Here is a 22,972-nt window from a genome sequence, read left to right on the forward strand (position 1 = left end):
AAAATCTACGGCGTTTTTTATGCCCTTTTTTAGAGAGAAAGGAGGTTTACGCTATGGCAGTATTCCGGGTAGAGAAAAACAAGGGCTATACCATAATGAGCAACCACCACCTACGCAATCGGGGCTTGACCCTGAAAGCAAAAGGGCTGTTGTCGCAAATGCTGTCCTTGCCCGAAGCATGGGACTATACCCTTGCTGGCCTATCCCATATTAACCGGGAAAGTATCGACGCTATCCGTACCGCAGTTTGGGAGCTTGAAAAGGCAGGATATATCACCCGGCAACAAGGCCGGGACGGTAAAGGCAAAATGACCGCCATTGAGTACACCATATACGAGCAGCCACAGCCGTCGCCGGAATTGGATTATCCGATATTGGAAAATCCAACACCGGGTAATCCGACGACGGAAAACCCGTTGTCGGATTTTCCAACGCAATTAAATAAAGAACTATCTATTACAGAAAAATCAAATACGGATTTATCAAGTACCCATTCCATTCCTATCCATTCCCCTAACCCCTTGCCTTGTGAGGGCATGGCGGCAGAGCCGCCGGAACGGAAAGGAATTGAAGCGAACGACGCATACAAGATTTATGAGGAAATCATAAAGGACAATATCGAGTATGACATTTTAGCGCAGGATAAGCATATCGACGTTGACCGGCTGGACGAAATCGTAACCTTGATACTTGAAACCGTCTGCACGGCGAGAAAGACAATCCGCGTCGCCGGTGACGAGTATCCCGCCGAGGTTGTGAAAGCGAAGTTTATGAAGCTGGACAGCAGCCACATTCAATTTGTTTTTGATTGCATGAAAGAGAACACAACCAAAATCCACAATATCAAAAAATACCTGTTGGCGGTGCTGTTCAATGCGCCGTCCACAATGGACAGCTATTACACCGCCCTTGTCGCTCACGATATGGCGCATTGGGGCGAATAGCCGGGAAAGGAGGACGCTTTGTTACATGAGGAAGTCAACCGCGAGAGCTTACAGCTTGGGGCAAAAATCGGCAAGCTAACCGCCGAGGAAATCAAAAAAGCCCTTGATAAGCTGCTTGCACAGCTAACCGAGCTAAAGAAAAACGGCCAGCAGCTACCTACCGTCGTACACGGCAAGCAGAGCCTAAAGGAGTTATCAGCCCAAAATACCGGGCTTTCCAGTATGGAGCTAAAAGACCCGAACTTGCGGCAGATTAACCGGGAAATGAAAAAAGCCGGTATTGACTTTTCGCCGGTAAAAACCGGCAAGGGTGAATACCTTTTGTTTTTCAAAGGCCGCGACGCGGACGCTATGACCCATGCTTTCAACCAGTACACAAAGAAGCTCGTCAAACAAGCCGAAAAACCGTCTATCCGCAAGGTGCTATCCGACTTCAAGGAAAAGGCGGCGGCCATGAACGCGCAACGCGCCGTTACGAAAAATAAGGATAAGGGGATTGAGCTATGAAGAATATCGACGCAAAAAAGCTGATTATCAAGGCTTTGCCCTTTGTCCTGTTTTTCTATCTGTTCGATAAGGCCGGTCAAGCGTTCCGGCTAGCGCAAGGCGCAGATTTAAGCGGCAAAATCCTGAATATCGGCGGCGGCTTTTCCGCAGCCTTTGAAATGCCCTTGCCGAGCTTCCATGTTCAGGATATGCTTGTCGGCATTGTGGGCGCGGCACTTATCGCCCTTGCGCTGCAAGTGAAGCGGTCAAACGCGAAGAAATACCGCAAAGGCGTTGAGTACGGCAGCGCACGTTGGGGAACGGCGCAGGACTGGAAACCCTTTGCTGACCCGGTTTTTGATAACAATATCCTGCTTACCAAAACAGAATGGCACTCCCTGAACGGCAGACACCCGAACGCAAAGGACGCAAAGAACAAAAATACCCTTGTTATCGGGGGAAGCGGCACAGGTAAATATACACCTGCTTATCCTTAATATGTGAATGGATTTGCGGGTTTTGCCGTCTTAACCGAAGCCGACAAGTAGGTTGAGATTATCAGCGCGGCAAAAAACTGGGAGGGTTTCACATTCCTAACCAGAGCGAAAGGCTACCCGCAAAACGGTATCTACGCGCAACGCATAGGGCTTGAACCTGTTTATCAGAATATAACAGCCCCACGAGGCCGCGCCGCCTGTCGGCCTGTCCTGACGGATAGGGCGAAAAGATATGCTATACCGGGTATGAAGTAACATACCGCTGAAAATGGGCGAAAGCCCCGGAGGGACGGATAAAAAGCCGTCCGGCAATCACAAATAGAAAACCCGTTTCTATGTTAAGCCAAATCTTATGCAAGCCCATTCGTCCTACGTCTGCACGGACCCAAAAGGCACGGTGCTTTTGGAGTGCGGGAAGCTCTTGCAGCGCACCCATAAAATAAAAATCCTGAACCTTATCAATTTTTCAAAATCCATGCGATATAATCCGTTTGAGTATATCCGCAAGGAACAGGACATTTTGAAGCTCGTCAATACGATAATTGTCAACACCAAAGGCGAGGGCGAGAAGTCCGGCGAGGATTTTTGGGTAAAGGCCGAACGGCTCTACTACTGCGCCCTTATTGGCTACATCTGGTATGAAGCCCCGGACGAGGAAAAAAACTTTTTGGCGCTTTTGGATATGATAAATGCGTCCGAAGCCCGCGAGGACGACGAGGATTTCAAAAATCCTGTTGACCTTATGTTTGACCGGCTGGCAGAAAAAGACCCGGAGCATTTTGCTGTCAAACAGTACGCGAAGTATAAATTAGCCGCAGGAAAGACGGCAAAATCAATCCTTATCAGTTGCGGAGCGCGGCTTGCACCCTTTGACATACGAGAACTCCGCGACTTGCTGGAATATGATGAATTGGAGCTTGATACGTTGGGCGACACCAAAACCGCCCTTTTTGTTATCATCAGCGACACCGATGACACATTTAATTTCGTCGCCGCCATGATGTATACGCAGATGTTTAACCAGCTTTGCGACAAGGCCGACGACGTATACGGCGGGCGGCTGCCCGTTCATGTTCGGTGCATTTTAGACGAGTTTGCGAATATCGGCAAAATCCCTAAGTTTGAAAAATTGATTGCTACGATACGAAGCCGTGAAATATCGGCTTCTATTATTTTGCAATCACTTTCACAGTTAAAGGCGATTTACAAGGACGATGCAGATACCATCATGGATTGCTGTTCGACAACCCTTTTCCTGGGCGGCAAATCTAAAACCACCCTGAAAGAGATTTCGGAACTTTTAGGCAAGGAAACAATCGACTTACTGAACACTTCCGAGAACCGGGGACAATCACAGTCCTACGGCCTGAACTACCAAAAAACAGGAAAGGAGTTGATGAGCCTATCAGAAATAGCGGTCATGCCGGGCGGCAAGTGCATTTTGCAGCTTCAAGGATTGTACCCGTTTTACAGCGACAAGTACGATATAACGAAGCACCCGAAGTACAAACACCTGTCCGACCATGACAAGAAAAATACCTTTGACCCTGAAAAGTATCTGTCCCGTTTGCGGCGCAGCCCGGCAGTATTCAAGCCGGACGACGTTTTTACCGTCGTGGATGTTGGAGCAGATACCCCCACCGGCGCAGTCGTCCAGTAATGGGCGACTGTTTTGCTATAAGGGAGGTGATGAACGAAAATTGAATACCCGCGCCCGCCATTTAGCAATTCCCCATAAACGGCGGGCGCATTTTTTGTTTCCGGGGAATGAGATACTCCACTATTACAATTTTGAAAGTGAGGAAAACATAATGGCATTTTTTAATTCAGCGGTTGACGTATTGCAGACCCTTGTTATCGCTTTGGGGGCCGGTTTAGGGATTTGGGGCATTATTAACCTACTTGAGGGCTATGGTTCCGATAACCCGGCAAGCAAGTCACAGGGCATGAAGCAGCTCATGGCGGGCGGCGGTGTTGCATTGATTGGCCTGTTGCTTGTGCCGCAGCTTTCCGGCCTGTTCGGTTAAGAGGTAGTCTATGCAGAGCATATTTGACGCAATTACCGAATGGATAAAAGAGCTTCTAATTGGCGCGATTGAGGGTAATCTGTCAAATATGTTCGGGGACGTAAACGACAAGGTAGGCACGATAGCTGCTGAGGTAGGCGCAACCCCGCAAGCGTGGAACAGTAACATTTTCAGTATGATACAGACCTTATCTGAAACGGTTATTATCCCGATTGCGGGGCTTATCATTACCTATGTGCTATGCGTGGAGCTTATCGGTATGGTTACGGAGCGAAACAATCTGCACGACGTTGACACATGGCTATTTTTTAAGTGGTTTTTTAAGGCGTGGGTGGCGGTTTTTATCGTCACTCACACCTTTGATATTACAATGGCGGCGTTTGATATGGGGCAACACATTGTATCAGGCGCGGCGGGCGTAATAAGCGGCAGCACAAGCATAAATGTTGACGCGACCATTGCAGCCATGCGAAGCGGCCTTGAAGCTATGGAAATCCCCGAACTGCTACTTTTGACAGTAGAAACTATGTTAATCAGCTTTTGTATGAAAATCATGGCGATATTGATTACCGTCATTGTGTACGGGCGCATGATTGAGATTTACCTATATTGTAGCGTTGCCCCCGTCCCCTTTGCCACTATGACAAATCGGGAGTGGGGACAAATCGGAACAGGCTATCTGAAAGGCCTGTTTGCGCTGGCCTTTCAAGGATTTTTTATACTTGTTTGCGTCGGCATTTATGCCGTACTTGTGAATGACATGATAATTGCGGACGACATACACAGCGCAATATTTTCCATTGCCGCATATACCGTCATTCTCTGTTTCAGCCTGTTCAAAACCGGCTCATTGTCAAAATCTATCTTTGGGGCGCATTAAGGGAGGGCGCAGTATGGACATAACGAAAGAAACCCGCCGCGAGAGCTACGGCGCAGCGCAGCAGGAAGCAGCCGCACGGCGGCGCGTTATCCTTGAAATCCTGACCGAGCGTGGGAAGCTTACGGCGCGTGAGGTTGCCGCCGAGCTTCACCAGCGCGGCATTACTCCGACAGACGAGCGCAATTATTCTGCGCCCCGACTTACCGAACTGAAAGCAGCCGGGCAAATCAAAGTGACCGGCAAAAAGATATGTGACCGTACAGGCCGCAGCGTTGCGGTTTGGGCGGTCAAAAAGGAGGTATCAAAGTAAATGGCCTATGTGCCTATTCCAAAAGACCTTACCAAAGTAAAAACAAAGTTTGCGCTTGGGCTTACCAAACGGCAACTAATATGTTTCGGCGCAGCGGCGGCGGTAGGCTTGCCGCTGTTTTTCGTTTTACGGGGCGTTATCGCGTCCAGCGCGGCGGCTATGGTTATGGTTATCGTCATGTTGCCGTTTTTCCTGCTTGCCATGTACGAAAAGCACGGGCGACCCCTTGAAAAAGTGGTGCAGGATATTATCGAAACAAAATCTGTTCGCCCAAAGGTGCGCCCCTATCAGACAGATAACCTATACGCCGCCACAGCGCGGCAAGCAAATCTATACAAGGAGGTAAAAGCGATTGCAACAGGTAAAAAAGCAGCCCGCAGGGGCAACCCGGAAGCTGACCGCCGCCGATAAGCGGCAGATTAACAATCTTATCCGCAGGGCAAAGGGCGACGGCAAACCCCGGACGGCGCAACAGTCTATCCCCTACCTTGCCATGTACCCGGACGGTCTTTGCCGGGTGACGGATAAGGTTTTCAGCAAAAGCATTGAGTTTTCCGACATAAGCTATCAACTTGCCGGAAACGACGATAAGACCGCCACCTTTGAAAACCTTTGCGACTTCTACAACTACTTTGACAGCAGCATTTCCGCGCAATTCTCTTTCGTCAACCTGTACGGGAACCCGGAGGACTACCGCAAGGTGATAGACATACCGCCGCAGGGTGATGATCTTGACGACGTTCGCAGCGAGTATGCCGGGATACTTAGGGACAACAGCGAAAAGGGCGCAAACGAGCTTGTCAAGCGCAAATATCTTTCCTTTTCCATAGAGAACGACAATCCACAAGCGGCGAAAGCCCGCTTGGAGCGTATCGAAACCGACATACACGGGCATTTCAAGACGATAGGCTCAAAAGCCGCTACCCTTTCCGGGCATGACCGGCTGAAAAGCCTGTTTGACATTTTCCACCCGGACGGCGCGGAGCGTTTCTCCTTTGATTGGGGCTGGCTACCTAAAACCGGCCTTTCCACAAAAGACTTTATCGCCCCAACTGCCTTTACCTTTGGCGATAGCCGGATATTCCGCGTGGGAAACAAAATTGGCGCGGCTTCATTCCTGCAAATCCTTGCCCCAGAACTTAACGACCGGCTCCTTGCGGATTTTCTTGACTTGGAAAGCAGCGTGATTGTGACGCTGCATATCCGCAGTATAGACCAGACCGAAGCTATCAAAATGGTAAAGCGCAAGATTACCGACCTTGACAGCGCGAAAATCAATGAGCAGAAAAAGGCCGTGCGTTCAGGGTATGACATGGACATTCTACCGTCCGACCTTGCCACCTATGGCGGAGAAGCAAAAAACCTGTTGCGCGACTTGCAGAGCAGGAATGAAAGAATGTTTTTGACGACGTTTCTTGTCATAAACCTTGCCGACACAAAGGAAGTGCTTGAAAACAACGTCTTTGCGGCGGCGGGTATCGCACAGAAACACAACTGCGCCCTGTATCGGCTGGACAATCAGCAGGAAAAAGCCCTTATGAGCAGCTTGCCGCTTGGCATGAACCAAATCCCCATTGAAAGGGGCTTGACGACTTCCAGCACGGCAATTTTCGTCCCGTTCACCACCGGCGAACTTTTCCAGAGCGGCGAAGCCCTGTACTATGGGCGCAATGCCCTGTCTGGCAATATGATTATGGCAGACCGCAAATTGCTAAAGAACCCTAACGGGCTTATCTTGGGAACGCCGGGCTGTTTATGTGGTGAAGTACGCGTCCAGCTTGCGGAGGGCGGGACGGCTTCTTTTGCTGAACTGCTTGAACGCGGTGCGGAGGAAATCGCGGTCAAGGCCTACGACGAAAAAACCGGGCAGATTGTTGACGCAAAGGCCTTTGACGTTCGCATTGCCAAAAAAGCCGATGAGATAAAACAAATTGCCTTTGAGGATGGTTCTATACTGCGCTGTACCGGGAGCCATCTTATTATGGACGACAAAGGGGATTTTGTTCAAGCGTCGGACGTTTGCGAGGGGCAGCGGTTGAGCGGCGGGCATATTGCCGTTAGGGTATCCTTTTTGAAACTGCCTGAAAAAATCAACGTGTACGATATGACCGTCCCGAAATACTTTAACTTTGTTCTGGAAAACGGCTTGATTATTCACAACAGCGGCAAGAGCTTTTCAGCGAAACGTGAGATTACAAACGCCTTTTTGATTACCACGGACGATATTTTAATTTGTGACCCGGAAGCAGAATACGCCCCCCTTGTGGAACGGTTGAAAGGGCAAGTGATACGCATATCGCCGCAGAGCCGCCAATATGTGAACCCTATGGATATAAACCCCGATTACAGCGACGAGGACAACCCGGTTGCCCTGAAATCTGACTTTATCCTGTCCATTTGTGAGGTTATCGCCGGAGGGCGGGACGGCTTGCAGCCCATTGAAAAGTCTGTGATTGACAAGGCGGTACGGGACGTTTACCGGGTGTACCTTGCTGACCCCGACCCGGCGCGTATGCCCATTTTGGAAGATTTGTATAATGCGCTTCTGGTGCAGGACAGCCCCGACGCGAAGCACGTTGCCGCCGCCCTTGAAATATATGTGCATGGCAGCTTGAACGTCTTTAACCACAGGACAAATGTAAATGTTGACAACCGGCTTGTGTGCTTTGACATTAAAGAGTTAGGCAAACAGTTGAAAACTTTGGGCATGTTGGTTATTCAAGACCAGATTTGGAACCGCGTCACTGTCAACCGGGCGCAGAAAAAAGCCACGCGTTACTATTGCGACGAATTTCATCTACTTCTGAAAGGCGAATTAGGGGCTTGGAGTGTCGAGATTTGGAAGCGTTTCAGAAAATGGGGAGGTAGAAGAATAAGCATTGCTATTTTGCATAAATGTTTATTTGTTGCCGTCTTGATTGAAGCCGACAAGTAAAATCAAGATTATAAATGCGAAAGAAAACGGGAAAGGTTTTGCAATCCTAATCCGAGTGGAAGTCTATTTGTAAAAGGATAGACACACGCAACGCATAGCGGTTGACCCTTTGCTTGGAATAGCAAAGAATATAATACCGCCACGAGTTCGCATTATCGGTCGGCACAGCTAAATTAGTTGTGGTAAAAAGATATGCTATGCTGAATGTGAATTGACACATTGATGAAAATGGGCGAAAGCCCCAGAGATACGCATAAAAAGGCGTATGTTAATAACAAACAGATACCCACTGGCATAACGCAAAATATCAAAGACCTGTTGGCAAGCGCGGAAATCGAAAATATTTTTGAAAACAGCGATTTTCTATATCTTCTCAATCAGGCAGCGGGCGACCGTGAAATCCTTGCGGAAAAGCTGCACATATCGCCCAAACAGGCAAAGTACATTACCAATTCCGAAGCTGGCGAGGGGCTTATTATCTACGGCAGCGTGATACTGCCCTTTATCGACCAATTCCCCGCGAATACAAAGCTATACGAGATTATGACGACCCGCCCGCTGGAAGCGGCGGGAGCTTGACCCGTTCCCCTCTCTATGCGATTGGAGGTGATGAAGTATCGACAGAGAGCTAAAACGCCGTGACAAACGGGTGCAGAAAATGACCCGTGACGGCGCGTTTGAGAAAACCGAACCACCGGCACAGCCGAGCGTATCAGTCAAAGGGACAACGAGCCGGTATTTTCAAAGCCGCAGGACGCGGCGCAGCCCTTGACCCCGGAGCCGGGTGCGCCACTAAAACCGCCTTTGCCGCTTTCATCAGGCCGGGCGAAGCAGGACACCGGCGCAGCCGACCGCGTATTTGACCGGCTGGATACCGAACATAGCCGCCAAAAGCAGAAAAAAGCGGTAAAAAAGGCGAATGAGCTTATCCGGCAGCAGAGACAGCAAGGCCGGGAGCCGGAGCAGCCGGGAGCGCAGCCCCGGCAATCTTCCCGGTTGCAGTTTACCGACGAGGAACGTGCCGACCCTGCATTATCACGGTATATTCGCAAATCCGACAAAGCCGCTGACCGGCTGGACGTGGCGCGGGATAGGATACCCAAACAGAAAAAGCCTGTATTAGAGCGCACTTTTGACGAGCCGGACGGCAAAGCAAAGGTGCGTTTGCGTTTTGAGGATACCGGCAAAAAGCCCGTGGGGAAAATACGCCACAACCCCGTTGACCAACCGGCGCGGGAGCTTGGCGGTGCTGTTCACAACGAGATACACCGTGTAGAGCATGAAAACGCCGCTGTCGAGGGGGCGCACAAGGCCGAGCAGTTAGGCGAACGCGCCGGAGGGTACGCCGTCCGCAAGGTAAAGGAGGGCTACCGCAGCCATAAGCTCAAACCCTACCGCGCCGCAGCCAAAGCCGAGGACGCAGCTTTCAAGGCCAACGTCAATGTGCGGTATCAAAAGGCCTTGCGGGATAATCCGCAGCTTGCCGGGGCAAATTCCCTTTCAAAGTACATTCAAAAGCAGAAAATCCGCAGGGAGTACGCAAAAGCCGTTCGGAATGGTACGGCACGGGGCGCGCGTGGCGCAGCCGCCACAGTGAAGAAAACCGCTCTAAAAGCCACCGAAACAGCACAGAAAACCGCTGCCTTTGTCACTCGCCACTGGAAGCCTATTTTAATCATTGTCGCCGCTGTTCTCTTGCTCATTTTTCTGTTTTCCGGCCTATCTTCTTGCGGGAGTATGCTGCAAGGCGGCTTTTCGTCCATTATCGGCACAAGCTACACCGCCGAGGACGAAGCCATAAACGCGGTTGATGCTGACTATTCAGCCCTTGAAATCGGCTTGCGGGAGCAGATAAACAATGTCCCCCGCGATTACCCCGGCTATGACGAATACCGCTATTTTGTGGACGAAATCGGACATGACCCTTTCGAGCTTGCATCTTACCTGACCGTTAAATATCACGACTACACGCGAGAGGAAGTACAGGCCGAGCTTGCCGCCCTATTTTCGCAGCAGTATACCCTTACCATTCAGGAGGTTGTCGAAGTCCGCTACCGAACGGAAACCTATACCGACACATGGACAGACCCGGAAACCGGCGAAACCCATTCCGAAACCTACACCGTGGAAGTGCCGTACAACTATTATATTCTCGTTGTGACGCTGAAAAACAAGTCTTTGGGGAGCGTCGCCACCGCGAACCTAACCGCCGAGCAGCGGGAAATGTACGATATTTACATGGAAACGCTTGGCAACAAGCCCTATCTGTTTGAGGGTAACGCCAATGTAAATCGGGGCGAGTACACCGACTACGACATACCGCCCGAAGCCCTGACAGATGAATGCTTTGCCGCCATGATTGCCGAAGCCGAGCGATATTTAGGCTACCCCTACGTTTGGGGCAGCAGCAGCCCGTCCACTTCTTTTGATTGTAGCGGTTTCGTCTGTTGGGTTATCAATCAGTCTGGCGTTGGCAGCGTGGGGCGCACGACGGCGACCGGCCTTTTCAACCATTGCGCCACTATCCCGCCGAGCGAAGCGAAGCCGGGCGACCTTATCTTTTTCCATTCCACCTATGACAGCGCGGGGCCGGTTAGTCATGTCGGTATCTATGTCGGAAACGGCATGATGATACATTGCGGCAACCCTATAAGCTATGCGTCGGTGACTTCAAAATACTGGACGGAACATTTTTACGCTTACGGCAGATTGCCGTAGAAAGGAGCCGTGATAACTGAATATCGTATCTTTTGGCGGCGGTACAAATAGTGCCGCCGTTCTTGTTGGAATGTATAACAAGGCCATACCGATTGACCTTATTCTGTTTGCTGACACCGGCGCAGAATACCCGCATACTTATGAGTTTATTGAAACAATGAACGGCTGGCTGCGCGACCGCAGCTTGCCACAAATCACCGTTGTAAAAAACGTAGACAGGTACGGCAATCGCTTTTCGCTGGAAATGGAGTGTTTGCGTTCCCACTCCTTGCCGTCCATAGCTTACGGGCATAAGAAATGCTCCCACAAACACAAAATCGCCCCGCAGGATAAGTTTTGCAACAACTATCCCCCTTGCCGCGAGGTATGGGCGCGGGGCGAACGAGTGTATAAGTATGTCGGCTATGACGCTGGCGAACAGCGGCGGCACGACAACGCATTAAAATATGACCTGAAAGACAGGAAGTATATCAAGAAATATCCTCTTATCGCTTGGAATTGGAACCGGGACGATTGTATCCGCGAGGTTGAAAAGGCAGGATTGCCGCAACCGGGTAAATCGTCCTGCTTCTTTTGTCCGAGCATGAAAAAATATGAGATTGTCGCCATGAAAACACAGTATCCCGAACTATTCCAGCGGGCGGTTGCAATCGAGAACAACGCCTTGCCCTATCTGACAAAGGTTAAGGGCTTGGGACGTAACTTTTCTTGGAAAGCCTATTTTGAACAGGAGGACATCACTGAATGAAACTTGCGAAAATTGAAAAGGAAATGCAGCGGACGCGGGAAAAAATCGCGGAACTGCAAAACCACCTAAAAGGGCTTGACGCGCAGAAAACCGAACAGGAAAATCTGCAAATCATCCAGCTTGTACGTTCTTTGCGTCTTTCGCCGCAAGAGCTTAAAACTTTTTTACAGGCCGCAGCCGAGCAGCCCACCCCCGTGCCGGTTATGGCGACCGGCTACACTACCGAGCAGGAGGACAGCGAAGATGAAGAATAAAAAACGTATTTTAACTGCGCTTCTTGCCGTCGTGCTTTGCATGGCGGCTTTTCCATTGACGGCCTTTGCTGGCGGCGGTGAGGAAACCGAGCCGCCCACCGAAGCCACCAGCGAACCGACGACCGAGCCGGAGCAACCGGCGAACCCAAACCCCGTTGCCCTGACCCCGGACGGCAACCTTACCCTTGTTGACGATATAGACGGCGAACAGGCCGAGGATAAGCAGTTTCTTACCGTCATTACCAAAGGCGGCAACTATTTTTATATCGTCATTGACCGAGCGGGCGACAAAGAAAACGTCCACTTTCTTAATATGGTGGACGAAGCCGATTTGCTGGCTTTGATTGAGGATATGGACACCGTACCGGCGCAGCCGGTAATTACCCCGGAACCGCAGCCCGACCCGGAACCCGCGCTCACAGCGCCGGAGCCGGAACCTGAAAAGAAAGGCGGCGCGGGCGGTATTTTGCTTATCGTGCTTATGCTTGCGGCTGGCGGCGGCGCGTTCTATTACTTCAAAGTGCTAAAACCGAAACAGGCCGTACAGGGCGGCACAGACCTTTCCGAGCTTGACGAACTGGATTTTGACGGCGATAACGACGACTTTATGAGCATGGGAGTTGACGAGCAGGAACAGGAGGACGGCGAAAAGTAACGACAGGGACGGAAAACCCGCCGCCCATCACGGGCGGCGGGGGCTATCACTCCACTTCCTCACCGAGCATAATTTTGGGCATGGTGGTAAGGCAGCGCGTCCAACGTTTATAAAACTGTTCTATCCCTAACTTGGATACCCGTGCATGGGCTTCTTTATCTTCTAATATCCAATGCAAAATGTATGTGACTTTGCCAACATACTTTGTAAGTTGTATGGGTGGTTCGCCGCTTTTCACGGCGTTAAAGTCTTTTTGCCGGTGTGTCCTTTTAATATATGTTACGTCGATAATGCCGTCTTGGGATTTGTAAAATGCGGCAACCTCACGCATTAGCTGTTCAATTTCTTCTTGCTTTTCAACCTTTGCTTCATAAATGCAAACTTCATGGAACATAACTTCACCCCCGTTTATAAACAAATTATACCGCAGAACCACCCCCAAAACAACCAAAAGGAGGACTAACAATGCAACTTATTATTGCAGAAAAACCCAGTGTCGCGCAGAGCATCGCCGCCGTTCTTGGTGCAACCGAGAAAAAGGACGGCTATATACAGGGCGCGGGATATATCGTGTCCTGGTGCATAGGCCACCTTGTAGGCCTTGCGCCCGCACACGATTATGACGAACGCTATTCAAAATGGCGGCAGGAAGATTTACCTATCTTACCGGGCGAATGGCAATACGCCGTCACCGCCGATAAGAAAAAGCAGTTTGCTATCTTGCGGGAGCTTATGAACCGCAAGGACGTTGACCGCCTTGTATGCGCCACCGACGCAGGCCGCGAGGGAGAATTGATTTTCCGTTTTGTCTACCATGTGGCGGGCTGCAAAAAGCCCTTTGACCGCCTTTGGATTAGCAGCATGGAAGAAAGCGCAATCCGGCAGAGCTTTGACAGCCTGAAAGACGGGCGGCAATATGACGACCTATACCATTCCGCGCTATGTAGGGCAAAGGCTGATTGGCTTATCGGTATCAACGCGACCCGGCTTTTCAGCGTCCTATACGGCAAGACCCTGAACGTCGGGAGGGTGCAGACTCCTACACTCGCCATGCTTACCGAGCGCGGCGCGAAAATATCCGGCTTTACAAAAGAAAAGTATCATCATATTCATATCGCGGCAGGAGGCATTGACGCTATCAGCAAGAAAATCCCCGCCGCCGAGGACGCACAGGCCATGCAAAGGGCTTGCCATGAGGGGCAAGCCCTTTGTGTTTCTGTCACACAGGAGCAGAAAACACAGAACCCGCCGAAACTGTTTGACCTTACGAGCTTGCAGCGGGAAGCTAACCGGCTATTCGGCTACACCGCGAAACAGACCCTTGACTTGGCGCAAACGCTGTATGAAAAGCGGTTGCTGACTTATCCGAGAACGGACAGCCGGTTTTTGACTTCCGACATGGAAAAGACCGCGCCGGTCATTGTCAATCAGGCTGCGCTTGCCGTGGGCTTTATCCGGGGCAACGTCGGCATACCGGCTGATTATTTCGGGAACGTCATAAATGACGCGAAAGTATCCGACCATCACGCTATTATCCCCACCATGACGATACAGGGCTTTGACCTTTCTACCCTGCCCGAAACGGAGCGCAACATATTGACCCTTGTTTGTGTCCGGCTGATTTGCGCCATTCACGAAAAGCACATATATGAAGCCGTTACCGCGTCCTTTGAGTGCGCCGGATATTCCTTTACCGCCAAAGGTAAAACTGTTACCCGCGAGGGCTGGAAAGCAGTTGACCGGCTTTTCCGTGCGTCGCTGAAGCTAAAGGCCGAGGACGACGGCGGTGCTGAAGCTCCTGAAGCTGACCGCGCCTTGCCGCCCATCAGCGAGGGGCAGACCTTTGAAATCGTCGCTGCTACCGTCACCGAGCATTTCACGCAGCCGCCGAAGCCCTACACCGAGGACACCTTGCTTTCCGCTATGGAACATGCCGGAGCCGAGGACACCAACGACGACGCGGAGCGTAAAGGATTGGGGACACCCGCCACCCGCGCCGCCATTATTGAAAAATTAGTATCGTGCGGCTTTATCCAGCGCAAGGGCAAGCAGCTTATCCCCACCCCGGACGGCGAAAACCTGATTGCCATTTTGCCCGACGTTCTTACTTCTCCGAAGCTCACCGCCGAATGGGAAAACGCCTTGACCCTGATTGCCAAAGGGGAAGCGTTGCCGGCAGACTTCATGCGGGATATTGAGGGCATGGCGCAAGGCCTTTGCGTCAACTTCCCCCATGCCGACGACGACAAAAAATCCCTGTTCAAGCAGGAAAAAGAGATTATCGGCACTTGTCCCCGGTGCGGTACTCCTGTCTTTGAGGGTAAAAAGAACTTTTATTGCAGCAGCCGGGAATGTGAGTTTACCATGTGGAAAAATGACCGTTTCTTTGAAAGCCATAAAAAGGCCTTAACAAAGCCGGTTGCCGCCGCCTTGCTGAAAGACGGCAAGGCCAAAGTCAAGGGTATGTACTCCGAGAAAAGCGGCAAATCCTTTGACGCGGTTATCCTGCTTGCCGACACTGGCGAAAAATACGTCAACTATCGCTTTGAGCAAAAGGGAAAAAGGGAACAAAAGAAGTAACGCAGCAAGCATAGGAAATGTAGCCACATTTCCGTAAAATCCCCGTTTTCGCCTGACGGCGGCAGCGGGGATTTCGCTTGTTGGGAAGTATCCCAAACCCTCTTTTCTTTTGACGGAAAGGAAAGGATTGGATTGTTCGCAGTAGTAGGCGTTGTGGGGCTTGTGGGAAAGTGCTTTGAGCTTAGTAAACGTCGGTTTTCGGTTGTGCGTAAACGGTGTGGGAAACCTCGTTTTCCATGCCTTTTTCCATGACCGCAAAACCGCAAGCGATTACTTGGCGAGAGGTGCTTTTCCATAAATCCACGGCGCAAATCACTTTCACGAAAGGAGCCGACCAATGGCAAGTTTACGCAACGCTGTAAAAGACAATGCAAATGAATTGCGCGACGGTATCCCGTGGGTGGTATTTTGGCGGGACGGGCGTTCATGGCCAGTGAAGCAGTTTTTTTCAGCATGGACTATGCCGCCGACACGATAGACCCCGACGATATAGGCCGCTTGGAAAATATCAGCCGCATCGACCCCCACGCCGTTGCGCTCAACGGCTATTATTGCGGACGCTTGGGCGAGGATATGACCTTTGACGAGCTTACAAGAGGTGTCCGCTGGCATTATATTATGAAAACGGCTTTAACACGCTGGTAGCTTTTATAGAAAATCACGACGGACGGCTACCGCCTGAATTGCTGGAGGAAGCGCGGCAAGCCGCCCATGCCGCAGGGCTTCCGTTTTCTGAACGTCCTTACGACGGGCAGGAGCTTGACCCTTATTCTTACGACGGCAGCATGACCCCCGAAGATTACGAACTTTGGCAACAACGGATTGCACAGGAAAGGAGCGCAAAAATGAACGACCCTTTATCCATACAGATACACAACCGACAACGCTTTGAACAGAACGAACCCGGCGAATGGCTGAAACTTCCCGCCACCGCCGAACAGCTACAAGAAGCCCTGCGGCGCGTCGGCATTACCGCCGAGAACCCGCAGGATTTTTTCATAAACGGCATTGATAGCCCGATAGAAGCCGTCGCCCGCCTATCCCTTGAAAACATACAGACGGCAGGGGTGGATGAACTGAATTACCTTGCGGCGCGACTGGAACAGTTTGACCCGGCGCAGATTGAAAAACTCAATGTCAACGGTGATATTCTTTCTTATTGGAATGATGTTCACCACCTGACCGAATACGTCCAAAATACCGAGTATTTCATGTATATTCCCGGCATAACCGACCATAAAGCATTGGGTGATTACTACCTAAACAAATCGGGTTTGGTACAAATGCCGGAGGGCTGGAAAGCCGCTGTTGACATTGAAAAGTTAAGGCAGCTTACCGCCGAGCAGGAAAAGGGTATTTTGTGGGACAATGGATATATTTTTGAAACCGGCGACGAATGGCAGCCGGTAACGGAAATCCCGCAGGAATACCGCATTATGAGTTTCCCACAGCCGGAGCTTACCGCCGAGGAAGCCGCCGCCCGTGCTGATGGGCGCGACGCGGCCTTGCGTGATATAGGCGAGGCACAATTAGAACCGCCTACCCCCGTTGATATTGGCGGCTACCCTGACGACCCCATAGAATACGACGCTATTTCTACCCGCGCCCCGGCCGTGGCCACCGCGAAGCCCCCGGTACGTTCGGTCGACCCGCAGCCGGTAAAGCCTATCGCGCTGGAAAGTGAGAAGCCCGCCGACAAGCTAAAGGAAATTACCGATAGGCTGGAACAGGGCATTGCTGGTATTTTTGAAAGTGAACAATACGCCGACTATCTAAAAACCCTGTCAAAGTTTCATAATTACAGCTTGAACAACACAATTTTGATTGCCATGCAGAAGCCCGACGCTTCCCTTATCGCTGGCTTTAATACATGGAAAAATGAACACGGGCGCAACGTTCGCAAGGGCGAAAAAGGTATTAAAATCATTGCCCCGTCGCCGTTCAAGATAAAAAAGGAAATGAAGAAAATCGACCCCGACACGCAGCGTCCCGTTATCGGCAGGGACGGCAAGCCCGTCACCGAGCAAGTAGAAATCAAAATACCGGCGTTCAAGGTTGTTTCTGTCTTTGACGTTTCGCAGACGGAGGGCAAGGAGCTACCGACAATTGGTGTTGATGAACTCACCGGCAACGTTAAGCAGTATAGGGATTTTTTTGCCGCTCTTGAAAAAGCGTCCCCTGTACCGGTTGCCTTGGAGAATATCGAGGGCAACGCAAACGGCTATTATCATCAGGTAGACAAACGTATTGCTATACGCGAGGACATGAGCGAATTGCAAACCCTGAAAACAGCCATACACGAAATTGCCCATGCCCGGCTGCATGATGTTGATATGAACAAAGAGCAGGACGAGCAGCCTCGCGCTGACCGGCGTACCCGTGAGGTTGAAGCGGAAAGTATCGCCTATACCGTTTGTCAACATTACGGTCTTGATACGTCGGACTATTCTTTCGGCTATGTCGCCGGTTGGAGCAGCGGCAAGGAGCTTGCCGAGTTGAAAGCGTCCCTTGAAACGATACGCGCCACCGCCGCCGAACTTATCACCGAGATTGACGGGCATTTTGCGGAGCTTCAACAGGCAAGGGACGCAGAGCAGCGACCAGTATTTGAGAGTTTACCCCCGGAGCAGCAGCAAGCCCTTTCTGATACGGTCAAAGACACCCTGCAATTCTTTGTAGAAAATGATTTGAAAGAGCATGGGGAGCTTTCGGACGGAACCCTTGAAGCTATTGCGGTACAGGGCTATGCTTACCGGGACGGGAGTCTTGAAAAGCTGGTAGAACCGCAGACCACCGCGCCAGAGCAGGAACGGCAGCAGGGCGACACCTACGCTATCTATCAGCTAAAGCAGGACGACAGCACACGGGATTTTCGCTTTGAGCCTTACGACCGCTTACAGGCGGCGGGGCTTTCCGTTGACCCGGCAAATTATGTATTTGTCTATTCCGGGCAGCTTGGCAAGGACGAAACCCTTGATGCTATTTTTGAACGGTTTAATATTAACCGTCCGTCAGACTTTACGGGACACTCCTTGTCTATATCCGACATTGTAACCCTGAACCGGGACGGCGTGGAAACCGTCCATTATATTGATAGCGGCGCAGGATATAAGGAAGTGCCGGAGTTTTTGCAGCCCGCCCCGGCCTTTGATATGCAGCAGACCACAAACCGCTTGCAGGAGCTTCACGACAATGTTATGAACGCGAACCCCGATAAGACAAGTGGCACTGCCGCCTACAATATGGCAATCAAACGCCTTGACCGGCTTAACAATCAAATCCCCGAAAATCAGCCGCAGCTAAAGGCAGTTGTTGAGTATGCCGCAGGGAGTACGGATTTATCTATGCTCAAAGGGCGCATGACAGCCGCCATGCAGGAAATCAGCCATATACGGACGGCTGAAATGTCCACCGAGCAGAATTATAACATGATTGACGGCGTTCCCAATAATACCCCCTCTGTTGGCGAACTGGAAGCAAGGGCAAAGGCCGGGGAGCAAATCAACCTTTCCGACCTTGCCGCAGCAATCAAGGCAGATAAGGCCGCAGCCATCCATGATACCGGCAAAAAGCCGTCTATTCGGGAGCAGTTAAAACAGGCTGGCGCGGATCCGTCCTATCGGGACAAATCCGCGCCGAGCCGGACACGGGACAAAAGCCCCGGATTGGAGGTGTAGCCGATGCGAAAATATGAGAACGTAGACATAATCGCCGCGCTTGGTGCGGTTATGGAAATCAACACAGAGCATTACAAAAGCGATTTTAAGTATGATGTTGAAATGTTCAAGCAAGCCGCCGTCCAGCCTGACGGCGACAATAACCGCCTGATATGGTTTTCCCGGCAATCCGGCACAGAATGTTTCAGGGAGCGCAACACCTTTATCAAGGAAACGTCGGCATACAACACTTGCCAATATTACGCCGGTACAAAAGATACGCTCTTGACCTATGCTGTGGAAATCACCGGCATGGAGGGCGGCAAGGTTATGGGAAACCTGTACGAGCTGGACTACCGGCGACAGGCGGCGCGGCTTGAAAAGGACGCACAGCAGCCCACCGAAGTAACTTTATTTCTTGCGGACGGTACAGAAAAACGGTTGCCCTATGAGGAATACAACAAAATTTGGACTGGCTGGTTGACCGATACGGCAAGATTGATAATGTACGCTTTGAAGTTGCCGACGAGGGCGGTTTGCATCAGCTTTTGAAACAGGCGCGGGACGACCGGCAGAAGCATACCCCCGCCGTTTTCAAGCTGCGGAATATCAGCGGCAAGCCGTCAATCCGAGCGCAGCTTACCGAGAGAAAGGCCGCAACCGTCCCCCAAAAAGCGGCAGCGCATACAAAATCTAATAAAGCGGAGGTATCACTATGACACGATTTACCGTTGAGGAAATAAATCTTATCAGCATTTACCATACCGGGACGCGGGACGCGATTATCGAGGAAATGACTGCCGCCCTGCCCCATATGGACAGTGAGTTTCAGGAACTTACCCGGAACACAATGGATAAGCTGAACGGCCTGACTGACGACGAATTTTCCCATCTTGCCCTTGACCCCGCCGACGAGGGCGACGAGTAAACACTATGCCGAGGTTGAGCAAAAAAGCAAAAATTGAATGGAGCGTATTTATTGGGGACAACGGGCGGCGACAGTATAATGAGCTTTGCCGTAAATGCCGCTATGCGTGTAAACAGTCTTTCCGCATGACCGTCATTGAATGTCCGAGATACAAGAGCAAGCGTAAAACTACTTAATAAAGAACAGGGCCGCAGCAGCCACAAGGTTGCCGCGGCCCTGTTCTTTTGTGTTTATGAAACTACTATTGTTCCACTATCGGCAATCCGCAAGAGCTTAAAAATCCGTATCAAAAAGGTGCGTTTTCGCTCAAAAACCCGCCTGTATGGGCTTCCCCGAACGGCGGTAATCTCTTTCCCTTACCCGGTTCAATCCGGGCATTTTGTACTATTATGGTGCGTGTATTTTATTGAAAGAATAGGGGCGCGACGGCCTGTATTGGCTGTCGCGCCCCTGTTTCTTTTTATGCCTATTCACTGATTGGATAGTTCGCTACGGCTTCCCGTGCAATGCGGTTGCTTTCGCTGTTGTAGGTGACAAGCCGGTAAACCGTCAACACCGTGTACCACGCAGCAACAAGTAGCCGCCACACAATAATAACGCCGCCAATCAGACCGCCAATGATAATGTTTAACGCCCATATACCCACTGTGCCGCCAATATCATAGTTGCGGGGGATAAGCCAGAGCCGCAGCCGCCATATCCCGAACGGGATACCGCAGACAATCCATACCATGAAATAATCGGTTACGCCGTCTTTGGTAAACACTGGCTTAAACATGGCAAAGAGCGGCCACGCAAGAAAGACCGACAATACAACCTTTGTAAAAAAGTCTTTCGCTATTTCCTTTCGCGTCATTTTTCATCACCCCTGTTCAACGACCGTCACCCAATACTTACACTTCAATTATACAGGATTTTCCGTAAAGTGCAATAGAAAGTGACCCGAATTGATATAGCAGTTCCTACAATTCCGCGTCCCTGCCTTTTGCCTTATCCGCTTCCGGCTGGTGTAGAATACTATCCACATTAGCCTTGATAATGTCGTACTCTTTCACCTGTTTTTTCAACTTGCCATATTCGGACGATAGCTTTTGCTTTTCAGCTTGCAGCCGCGCATACTCTTTTTGCAGCCCGGCAGGATTGGGGAGCTTGCCGCCCCCGGCCTGTACCGCCTTTAATGCTTTGGCAGCGGCTTCATGGAGTATCAACACGCTTTCGTTGGCGGCGCGGTATTGCGCCTTATCCTTTGCCGCCCGGTATCCGTCATAGGCGGGTTTTGTTCGCTGATAGGTAGTGATATTTTTGATAAGCAAGACCATATCTGACAACCGCTTTTCAACGCCTTTCAATGCAGCTCCGGCCTGTTCGCTGGCGGTGGCGACTTCCTCAACCTTTGCCCGTAAATCGGCGTATTGCAAAATGTTGTTTTCAGTTAGGAAATTGACCGTCTTTGCGGCCTGTTGCAGATTATGAATTTTTGCCCATTGTTCATATCCCCGGCTTTGCTGCGCCTTGATACTGTTTTCAATATCAATCACAAGGCTGACCGCTTTATTGTCCCGTTTGGGCGCGGATACCGTCCGTTTCTTGCCCTGTATGCGCTCTATAATCCGTTCGGCAGTATAATCCTCACCGAGCGTACTACCCCGCAAGCGCGTGAAGCTTTTTTGACCGGGAGCGCGTAAAGAAATTGTTTCACCCCGCCGCTTGACTTCATATCCAGCGGCTTCCATACGGCGCAAAAAATCCTCAAAATCCGAGGATTGCGGAATAACCGTATCAATGGCGACTTTGAGCTTGTCTTTCCAGCTTCCCCCGGCTTTGTCGGCTGCGTACTCCGCATAGCTGCGCCCCTGTTCCTTTGCTGGACGGGTGCGCCGCTGCCCGTCCTTGCCGGTGTATTCGATTTGCTTTCCGGGCTTCACAATGGATAGACCGCTTTCCCGACATATCCTATCGCTGGTGTTTCGGATTTGGTAATAGCTCTTTTTGTTGCTGTTGTACTTGTGGTAGTCCATGAAGTTGACAGCGCAAAACATGATGTGGTTATGGACATGGCCTTTGTCTATGTGCGTCGTTAAAACATATTCATATTGCCCTTTGGTGACTTCATCGGCAAGCCGCCGCCCTATTTCGTGCGCCTGTTCCGGCGTGACTTCGCCGGGGTCAAAGGCCTGTATCAAATGATGGGCAAGATTATTGCCCTTGTCTATTGCTTGGGAGAGGGTAAAGCCAAACTCAATATCAGCCGTTTCATGGGAGCAACCATAAGAGGAAATCAGGATTTTTTCGTCTGTCTTGGCAGGATTGCAGATATAGTCAAGAGCTTTCTTTAGGGTGCTTTTAATAGGCTTAATCTTTGTAACCGCCATATTTCAGCCAACGCCCCCTTTATCTCCGCTAAATCCTGTTCGTACACGTTGCCGGTTGCGTTCACGCGCTTTGCAATCTGATTGACGTTCGCGCCGATTTTTTGTATTTCAGCGGTGACGGCCTTTAGCTCCGAGTAATCCACCCTTATCACATAACCGTCAATCAGCATTTTCCGGGCATACGCGGCAAAGTTTTTCGTTGGCACTTGCGCCATCTTTTGAAATATCAAGCTGCGCTCCTGTTCGGTGACAGGGCAGCGCAATGTAATAGGCCGTTTCCTGTTCGCCATGCGCTCACGCTCCTTTCCGTCCTTTAGAGGGTTTGGGATGCTCCCAACAAGCAATTTTCGCCGAGATAGGCCACAGCCGAGCCGGGCGAAAATACGGAAGTGTGGCTACACTTCCTATGCTTGCTACGTTTCTTTTTCTACTACTATTACGGTGAAAAACGTGATTTTGCCAAACGTCCCATATAAAAAGAAAAACGCCGCAAACAATCAAGTTTGCGACGCTCACAAGGGACACATAAAGCAAAACGAGGGTTTTTATTCCCTCGCTTTCTTTGCTTCTTTTAAGGCTTTTGCCGTAGCTTCCATTACGATATAATCTTGTTCGTCCAACCCGTCAAGCTCTGCGTCGAGCTGGCGGCGGCGCGTGGACTTCTTGCTTTCACTATCCGGGTAAAGGAATTGGTCTACCGATATATTGAAAAGCGTCATAAGGTCAATGAAAACATGGAAACTTGGGTGCTGGCCTTTGTTTTCAATGGACATGATGTAACGCGGCGCAAGGTTTACTATTTCACCTGTCATTTCCCGCGTCCAACCCTTTTTTAATCGGGCTTCTTTTATGGCCTGTCCCATAGCCATAAAATCAAACTTGTTTTTTTCTTTTGACATAGTTATATCACCCTATGTCATTTTACAATTCGCATCACAAAAGCTAAACGATTACACAAGGTACATAGTGTAGTATTTCAATT

Annotated in this window: 24 protein-coding genes and 3 pseudogenes; 21 read left to right on the plus strand and 6 right to left on the minus strand. The window is 50.6% G+C overall.

Going from position 1 to position 22,972, the window contains the following annotated elements; all coding sequences use genetic code 11:
* Positions 1-53: 53 nt before the first annotated feature.
* From NBX03_RS15380 to NBX03_RS15445, 15 genes and pseudogenes are all read left to right on the plus strand, one after another.
* Positions 54-944, plus strand: a complete 891-nt coding sequence (locus NBX03_RS15380) for a DUF6017 domain-containing protein (protein WP_250228650.1) — start codon at positions 54-56, stop codon at positions 942-944.
* Positions 945-962: 18 nt separating this feature from the next.
* The gene (locus tag NBX03_RS15385) at positions 963-1,451 is read left to right on the plus strand and encodes a PcfB family protein (protein WP_250228651.1); all 489 of its coding nucleotides are present in this window, start codon (positions 963-965) and stop codon (positions 1,449-1,451) included.
* Positions 1,448-1,927, plus strand: a complete 480-nt coding sequence (locus NBX03_RS15390; protein ID WP_330638428.1) for a hypothetical protein — start codon at positions 1,448-1,450, stop codon at positions 1,925-1,927. Before NBX03_RS15385 ends, NBX03_RS15390 begins: the two co-directional genes overlap by 4 nt.
* 322 nt (positions 1,928-2,249) lie before the next feature.
* A pseudogene (locus NBX03_RS15395) lies at positions 2,250-3,587 on the plus strand (VirD4-like conjugal transfer protein, CD1115 family); the annotation flags it as partial.
* 151 nt (positions 3,588-3,738) lie between these two features.
* Entirely contained in the window at positions 3,739-3,954 is a 216-nt protein-coding gene (locus tag NBX03_RS15400) for a Maff2 family mobile element protein (RefSeq protein ID WP_250230297.1), read from the plus strand.
* Between the two features lie 10 nt (positions 3,955-3,964).
* Positions 3,965-4,834, plus strand: coding sequence for a VirB6/TrbL-like conjugal transfer protein, CD1112 family (locus NBX03_RS15405; protein ID WP_250228652.1), 870 nt, complete (start codon positions 3,965-3,967; stop codon positions 4,832-4,834).
* Positions 4,835-4,847: 13 nt separating this feature from the next.
* Positions 4,848-5,144, plus strand: a complete 297-nt coding sequence (locus NBX03_RS15410) for a DNA gyrase (RefSeq protein WP_250228653.1) — start codon at positions 4,848-4,850, stop codon at positions 5,142-5,144.
* Positions 5,145-5,555 (plus strand): PrgI family protein, encoded by a 411-nt coding sequence (locus NBX03_RS15415; protein WP_250228654.1) that lies wholly within the window; start codon positions 5,145-5,147, stop codon positions 5,553-5,555.
* Positions 5,497-6,894, plus strand: a pseudogene (locus tag NBX03_RS16255) (VirB4-like conjugal transfer ATPase, CD1110 family); the annotation flags it as partial. The gene NBX03_RS15415 and the pseudogene NBX03_RS16255, both read left to right, overlap by 59 nt.
* Positions 6,895-7,125: 231 nt before the next feature.
* Positions 7,126-8,010: pseudogene (locus tag NBX03_RS16260) on the plus strand (VirB4-like conjugal transfer ATPase, CD1110 family); the annotation flags it as partial.
* Between the two features lie 291 nt (positions 8,011-8,301).
* Positions 8,302-8,658 (plus strand): conjugal transfer protein TraE, encoded by a 357-nt coding sequence (locus NBX03_RS15425; RefSeq protein WP_250230299.1) that lies wholly within the window; start codon positions 8,302-8,304, stop codon positions 8,656-8,658.
* Between the two features lie 189 nt (positions 8,659-8,847).
* Complete coding sequence (locus NBX03_RS15430) at positions 8,848-10,797, plus strand: C40 family peptidase (RefSeq protein ID WP_250228655.1); 1,950 nt, start codon at positions 8,848-8,850, stop codon at positions 10,795-10,797.
* Between the two features lie 22 nt (positions 10,798-10,819).
* Entirely contained in the window at positions 10,820-11,545 is a 726-nt protein-coding gene (locus NBX03_RS15435) for a phosphoadenosine phosphosulfate reductase domain-containing protein (RefSeq protein WP_267134887.1), read from the plus strand.
* Positions 11,542-11,799, plus strand: coding sequence for a DUF4315 family protein (locus tag NBX03_RS15440; RefSeq protein ID WP_250228657.1), 258 nt, complete (start codon positions 11,542-11,544; stop codon positions 11,797-11,799). Before NBX03_RS15435 ends, NBX03_RS15440 begins: the two co-directional genes overlap by 4 nt.
* The gene (locus NBX03_RS15445) at positions 11,789-12,454 is read left to right on the plus strand and encodes a DUF4366 domain-containing protein (RefSeq protein WP_250228658.1); all 666 of its coding nucleotides are present in this window, start codon (positions 11,789-11,791) and stop codon (positions 12,452-12,454) included. The genes NBX03_RS15440 and NBX03_RS15445 overlap by 11 nt, the downstream gene beginning before the upstream one ends.
* A gap of 46 nt (positions 12,455-12,500) precedes the next feature.
* Here the strand turns inward: NBX03_RS15445 and NBX03_RS15450 are convergent, their stop codons facing one another.
* Positions 12,501-12,848 (minus strand): hypothetical protein, encoded by a 348-nt coding sequence (locus tag NBX03_RS15450; protein ID WP_250228659.1) that lies wholly within the window; start codon positions 12,846-12,848, stop codon positions 12,501-12,503.
* 71 nt (positions 12,849-12,919) lie between these two features.
* Here NBX03_RS15450 and NBX03_RS15455 point away from each other — a divergent pair, with 71 nt between their 5' ends.
* Positions 12,920-15,034 (plus strand): type IA DNA topoisomerase, encoded by a 2,115-nt coding sequence (locus tag NBX03_RS15455; RefSeq protein WP_250228660.1) that lies wholly within the window; start codon positions 12,920-12,922, stop codon positions 15,032-15,034.
* A 181-nt stretch (positions 15,035-15,215) separates the two neighbouring features.
* Here NBX03_RS15455 and NBX03_RS15895 read toward each other — a convergent pair whose 3' ends face one another.
* Positions 15,216-15,338, minus strand: coding sequence for a hypothetical protein (locus tag NBX03_RS15895; protein WP_267134859.1), 123 nt, complete (start codon positions 15,336-15,338; stop codon positions 15,216-15,218).
* A 33-nt stretch (positions 15,339-15,371) separates the two neighbouring features.
* Between NBX03_RS15895 and NBX03_RS16095 the strand changes: the two genes are divergently transcribed.
* The 5 genes from NBX03_RS16095 (at position 15,372) to NBX03_RS15475 (ending at position 19,618) form a co-directional block, all read left to right on the plus strand.
* Complete coding sequence (locus NBX03_RS16095; RefSeq protein WP_267134860.1) at positions 15,372-15,512, plus strand: hypothetical protein; 141 nt, start codon at positions 15,372-15,374, stop codon at positions 15,510-15,512.
* On the plus strand, positions 15,461-15,679 hold the full coding sequence (locus tag NBX03_RS15460; RefSeq protein WP_267134861.1) for a hypothetical protein: 219 nt from the start codon (positions 15,461-15,463) through the stop codon (positions 15,677-15,679). Before NBX03_RS16095 ends, NBX03_RS15460 begins: the two co-directional genes overlap by 52 nt.
* Before the next feature lie 38 nt (positions 15,680-15,717).
* A complete protein-coding gene (locus NBX03_RS15465) occupies positions 15,718-18,711 on the plus strand; it encodes a YodL domain-containing protein (RefSeq protein WP_250228661.1) in 2,994 nt (997 codons plus the stop codon).
* A 3-nt stretch (positions 18,712-18,714) separates the two neighbouring features.
* Positions 18,715-19,242: a hypothetical protein gene (locus NBX03_RS15470; protein ID WP_250228662.1), complete on the plus strand. Its 528-nt coding sequence runs from the start codon at positions 18,715-18,717 to the stop codon at positions 19,240-19,242.
* A 163-nt stretch (positions 19,243-19,405) separates the two neighbouring features.
* Positions 19,406-19,618, plus strand: a complete 213-nt coding sequence (locus NBX03_RS15475) for a transposon-transfer assisting family protein (protein WP_250228663.1) — start codon at positions 19,406-19,408, stop codon at positions 19,616-19,618.
* Between the two features lie 466 nt (positions 19,619-20,084).
* Here NBX03_RS15475 and NBX03_RS15480 read toward each other — a convergent pair whose 3' ends face one another.
* From NBX03_RS15480 to NBX03_RS15495, 4 genes are all read right to left on the minus strand, one after another.
* Positions 20,085-20,474: a DUF6050 family protein gene (locus NBX03_RS15480; RefSeq protein ID WP_250228664.1), complete on the minus strand. Its 390-nt coding sequence runs from the start codon at positions 20,472-20,474 to the stop codon at positions 20,085-20,087.
* A gap of 106 nt (positions 20,475-20,580) precedes the next feature.
* Positions 20,581-21,990 carry a relaxase/mobilization nuclease domain-containing protein gene (locus NBX03_RS15485; protein WP_250228665.1) on the minus strand — a complete coding sequence of 470 codons (1,410 nt, stop codon included), beginning with the start codon at positions 21,988-21,990 and terminating at the stop codon, positions 20,581-20,583.
* Entirely contained in the window at positions 21,951-22,280 is a 330-nt protein-coding gene (locus tag NBX03_RS15490) for a plasmid mobilization protein (protein ID WP_250228666.1), read from the minus strand. The genes NBX03_RS15485 and NBX03_RS15490 overlap by 40 nt, the downstream gene beginning before the upstream one ends.
* A 255-nt stretch (positions 22,281-22,535) precedes the next feature.
* Positions 22,536-22,889, minus strand: a complete 354-nt coding sequence (locus tag NBX03_RS15495; protein WP_250228667.1) for a helix-turn-helix domain-containing protein — start codon at positions 22,887-22,889, stop codon at positions 22,536-22,538.
* Positions 22,890-22,972 lie beyond the last annotated feature (83 nt).

It is taken from the genome of Anaeropeptidivorans aminofermentans (genome assembly GCF_940670685.1).
In the GTDB taxonomy this organism is placed as follows: domain Bacteria; phylum Bacillota; class Clostridia; order Lachnospirales; family UBA5962; genus Anaeropeptidivorans; species Anaeropeptidivorans aminofermentans.

What these genes read in the sequence shown, in the direction of transcription:
- NBX03_RS15380 (WP_250228650.1), top strand. Translation starts at nt 54, where the DNA reads ATGGCAGTATTCCGGGTAGAGAAAAACAAGGGCTATACCATAATGAGC.
- NBX03_RS15390 (WP_330638428.1), top strand. Translation starts at nt 1,448, where the DNA reads ATGAAGAATATCGACGCAAAAAAGCTGATTATCAAGGCTTTGCCCTTT.
- NBX03_RS15400 (WP_250230297.1), top strand. Translation starts at nt 3,739, where the DNA reads ATGGCATTTTTTAATTCAGCGGTTGACGTATTGCAGACCCTTGTTATC.
- NBX03_RS15405 (WP_250228652.1), top strand. Translation starts at nt 3,965, where the DNA reads ATGCAGAGCATATTTGACGCAATTACCGAATGGATAAAAGAGCTTCTA.
- NBX03_RS15410 (WP_250228653.1), top strand. Translation starts at nt 4,848, where the DNA reads ATGGACATAACGAAAGAAACCCGCCGCGAGAGCTACGGCGCAGCGCAG.
- NBX03_RS15415 (WP_250228654.1), top strand. Translation starts at nt 5,145, where the DNA reads ATGGCCTATGTGCCTATTCCAAAAGACCTTACCAAAGTAAAAACAAAG.
- NBX03_RS15425 (WP_250230299.1), top strand. Translation starts at nt 8,302, where the DNA reads ATGAAAATGGGCGAAAGCCCCAGAGATACGCATAAAAAGGCGTATGTT.
- NBX03_RS15440 (WP_250228657.1), top strand. Translation starts at nt 11,542, where the DNA reads ATGAAACTTGCGAAAATTGAAAAGGAAATGCAGCGGACGCGGGAAAAA.
- NBX03_RS15445 (WP_250228658.1), top strand. Translation starts at nt 11,789, where the DNA reads ATGAAGAATAAAAAACGTATTTTAACTGCGCTTCTTGCCGTCGTGCTT.
- NBX03_RS15450 (WP_250228659.1), bottom strand. Translation starts at nt 12,848, where the DNA reads ATGTTCCATGAAGTTTGCATTTATGAAGCAAAGGTTGAAAAGCAAGAA.
- NBX03_RS15455 (WP_250228660.1), top strand. Translation starts at nt 12,920, where the DNA reads ATGCAACTTATTATTGCAGAAAAACCCAGTGTCGCGCAGAGCATCGCC.
- NBX03_RS16095 (WP_267134860.1), top strand. Translation starts at nt 15,372, where the DNA reads ATGGCAAGTTTACGCAACGCTGTAAAAGACAATGCAAATGAATTGCGC.
- NBX03_RS15460 (WP_267134861.1), top strand. Translation starts at nt 15,461, where the DNA reads ATGGCCAGTGAAGCAGTTTTTTTCAGCATGGACTATGCCGCCGACACG.
- NBX03_RS15470 (WP_250228662.1), top strand. Translation starts at nt 18,715, where the DNA reads ATGCGAAAATATGAGAACGTAGACATAATCGCCGCGCTTGGTGCGGTT.
- NBX03_RS15475 (WP_250228663.1), top strand. Translation starts at nt 19,406, where the DNA reads ATGACACGATTTACCGTTGAGGAAATAAATCTTATCAGCATTTACCAT.
- NBX03_RS15480 (WP_250228664.1), bottom strand. Translation starts at nt 20,474, where the DNA reads ATGACGCGAAAGGAAATAGCGAAAGACTTTTTTACAAAGGTTGTATTG.
- NBX03_RS15485 (WP_250228665.1), bottom strand. Translation starts at nt 21,990, where the DNA reads ATGGCGGTTACAAAGATTAAGCCTATTAAAAGCACCCTAAAGAAAGCT.
- NBX03_RS15490 (WP_250228666.1), bottom strand. Translation starts at nt 22,280, where the DNA reads ATGGCGAACAGGAAACGGCCTATTACATTGCGCTGCCCTGTCACCGAA.
- NBX03_RS15495 (WP_250228667.1), bottom strand. Translation starts at nt 22,889, where the DNA reads ATGTCAAAAGAAAAAAACAAGTTTGATTTTATGGCTATGGGACAGGCC.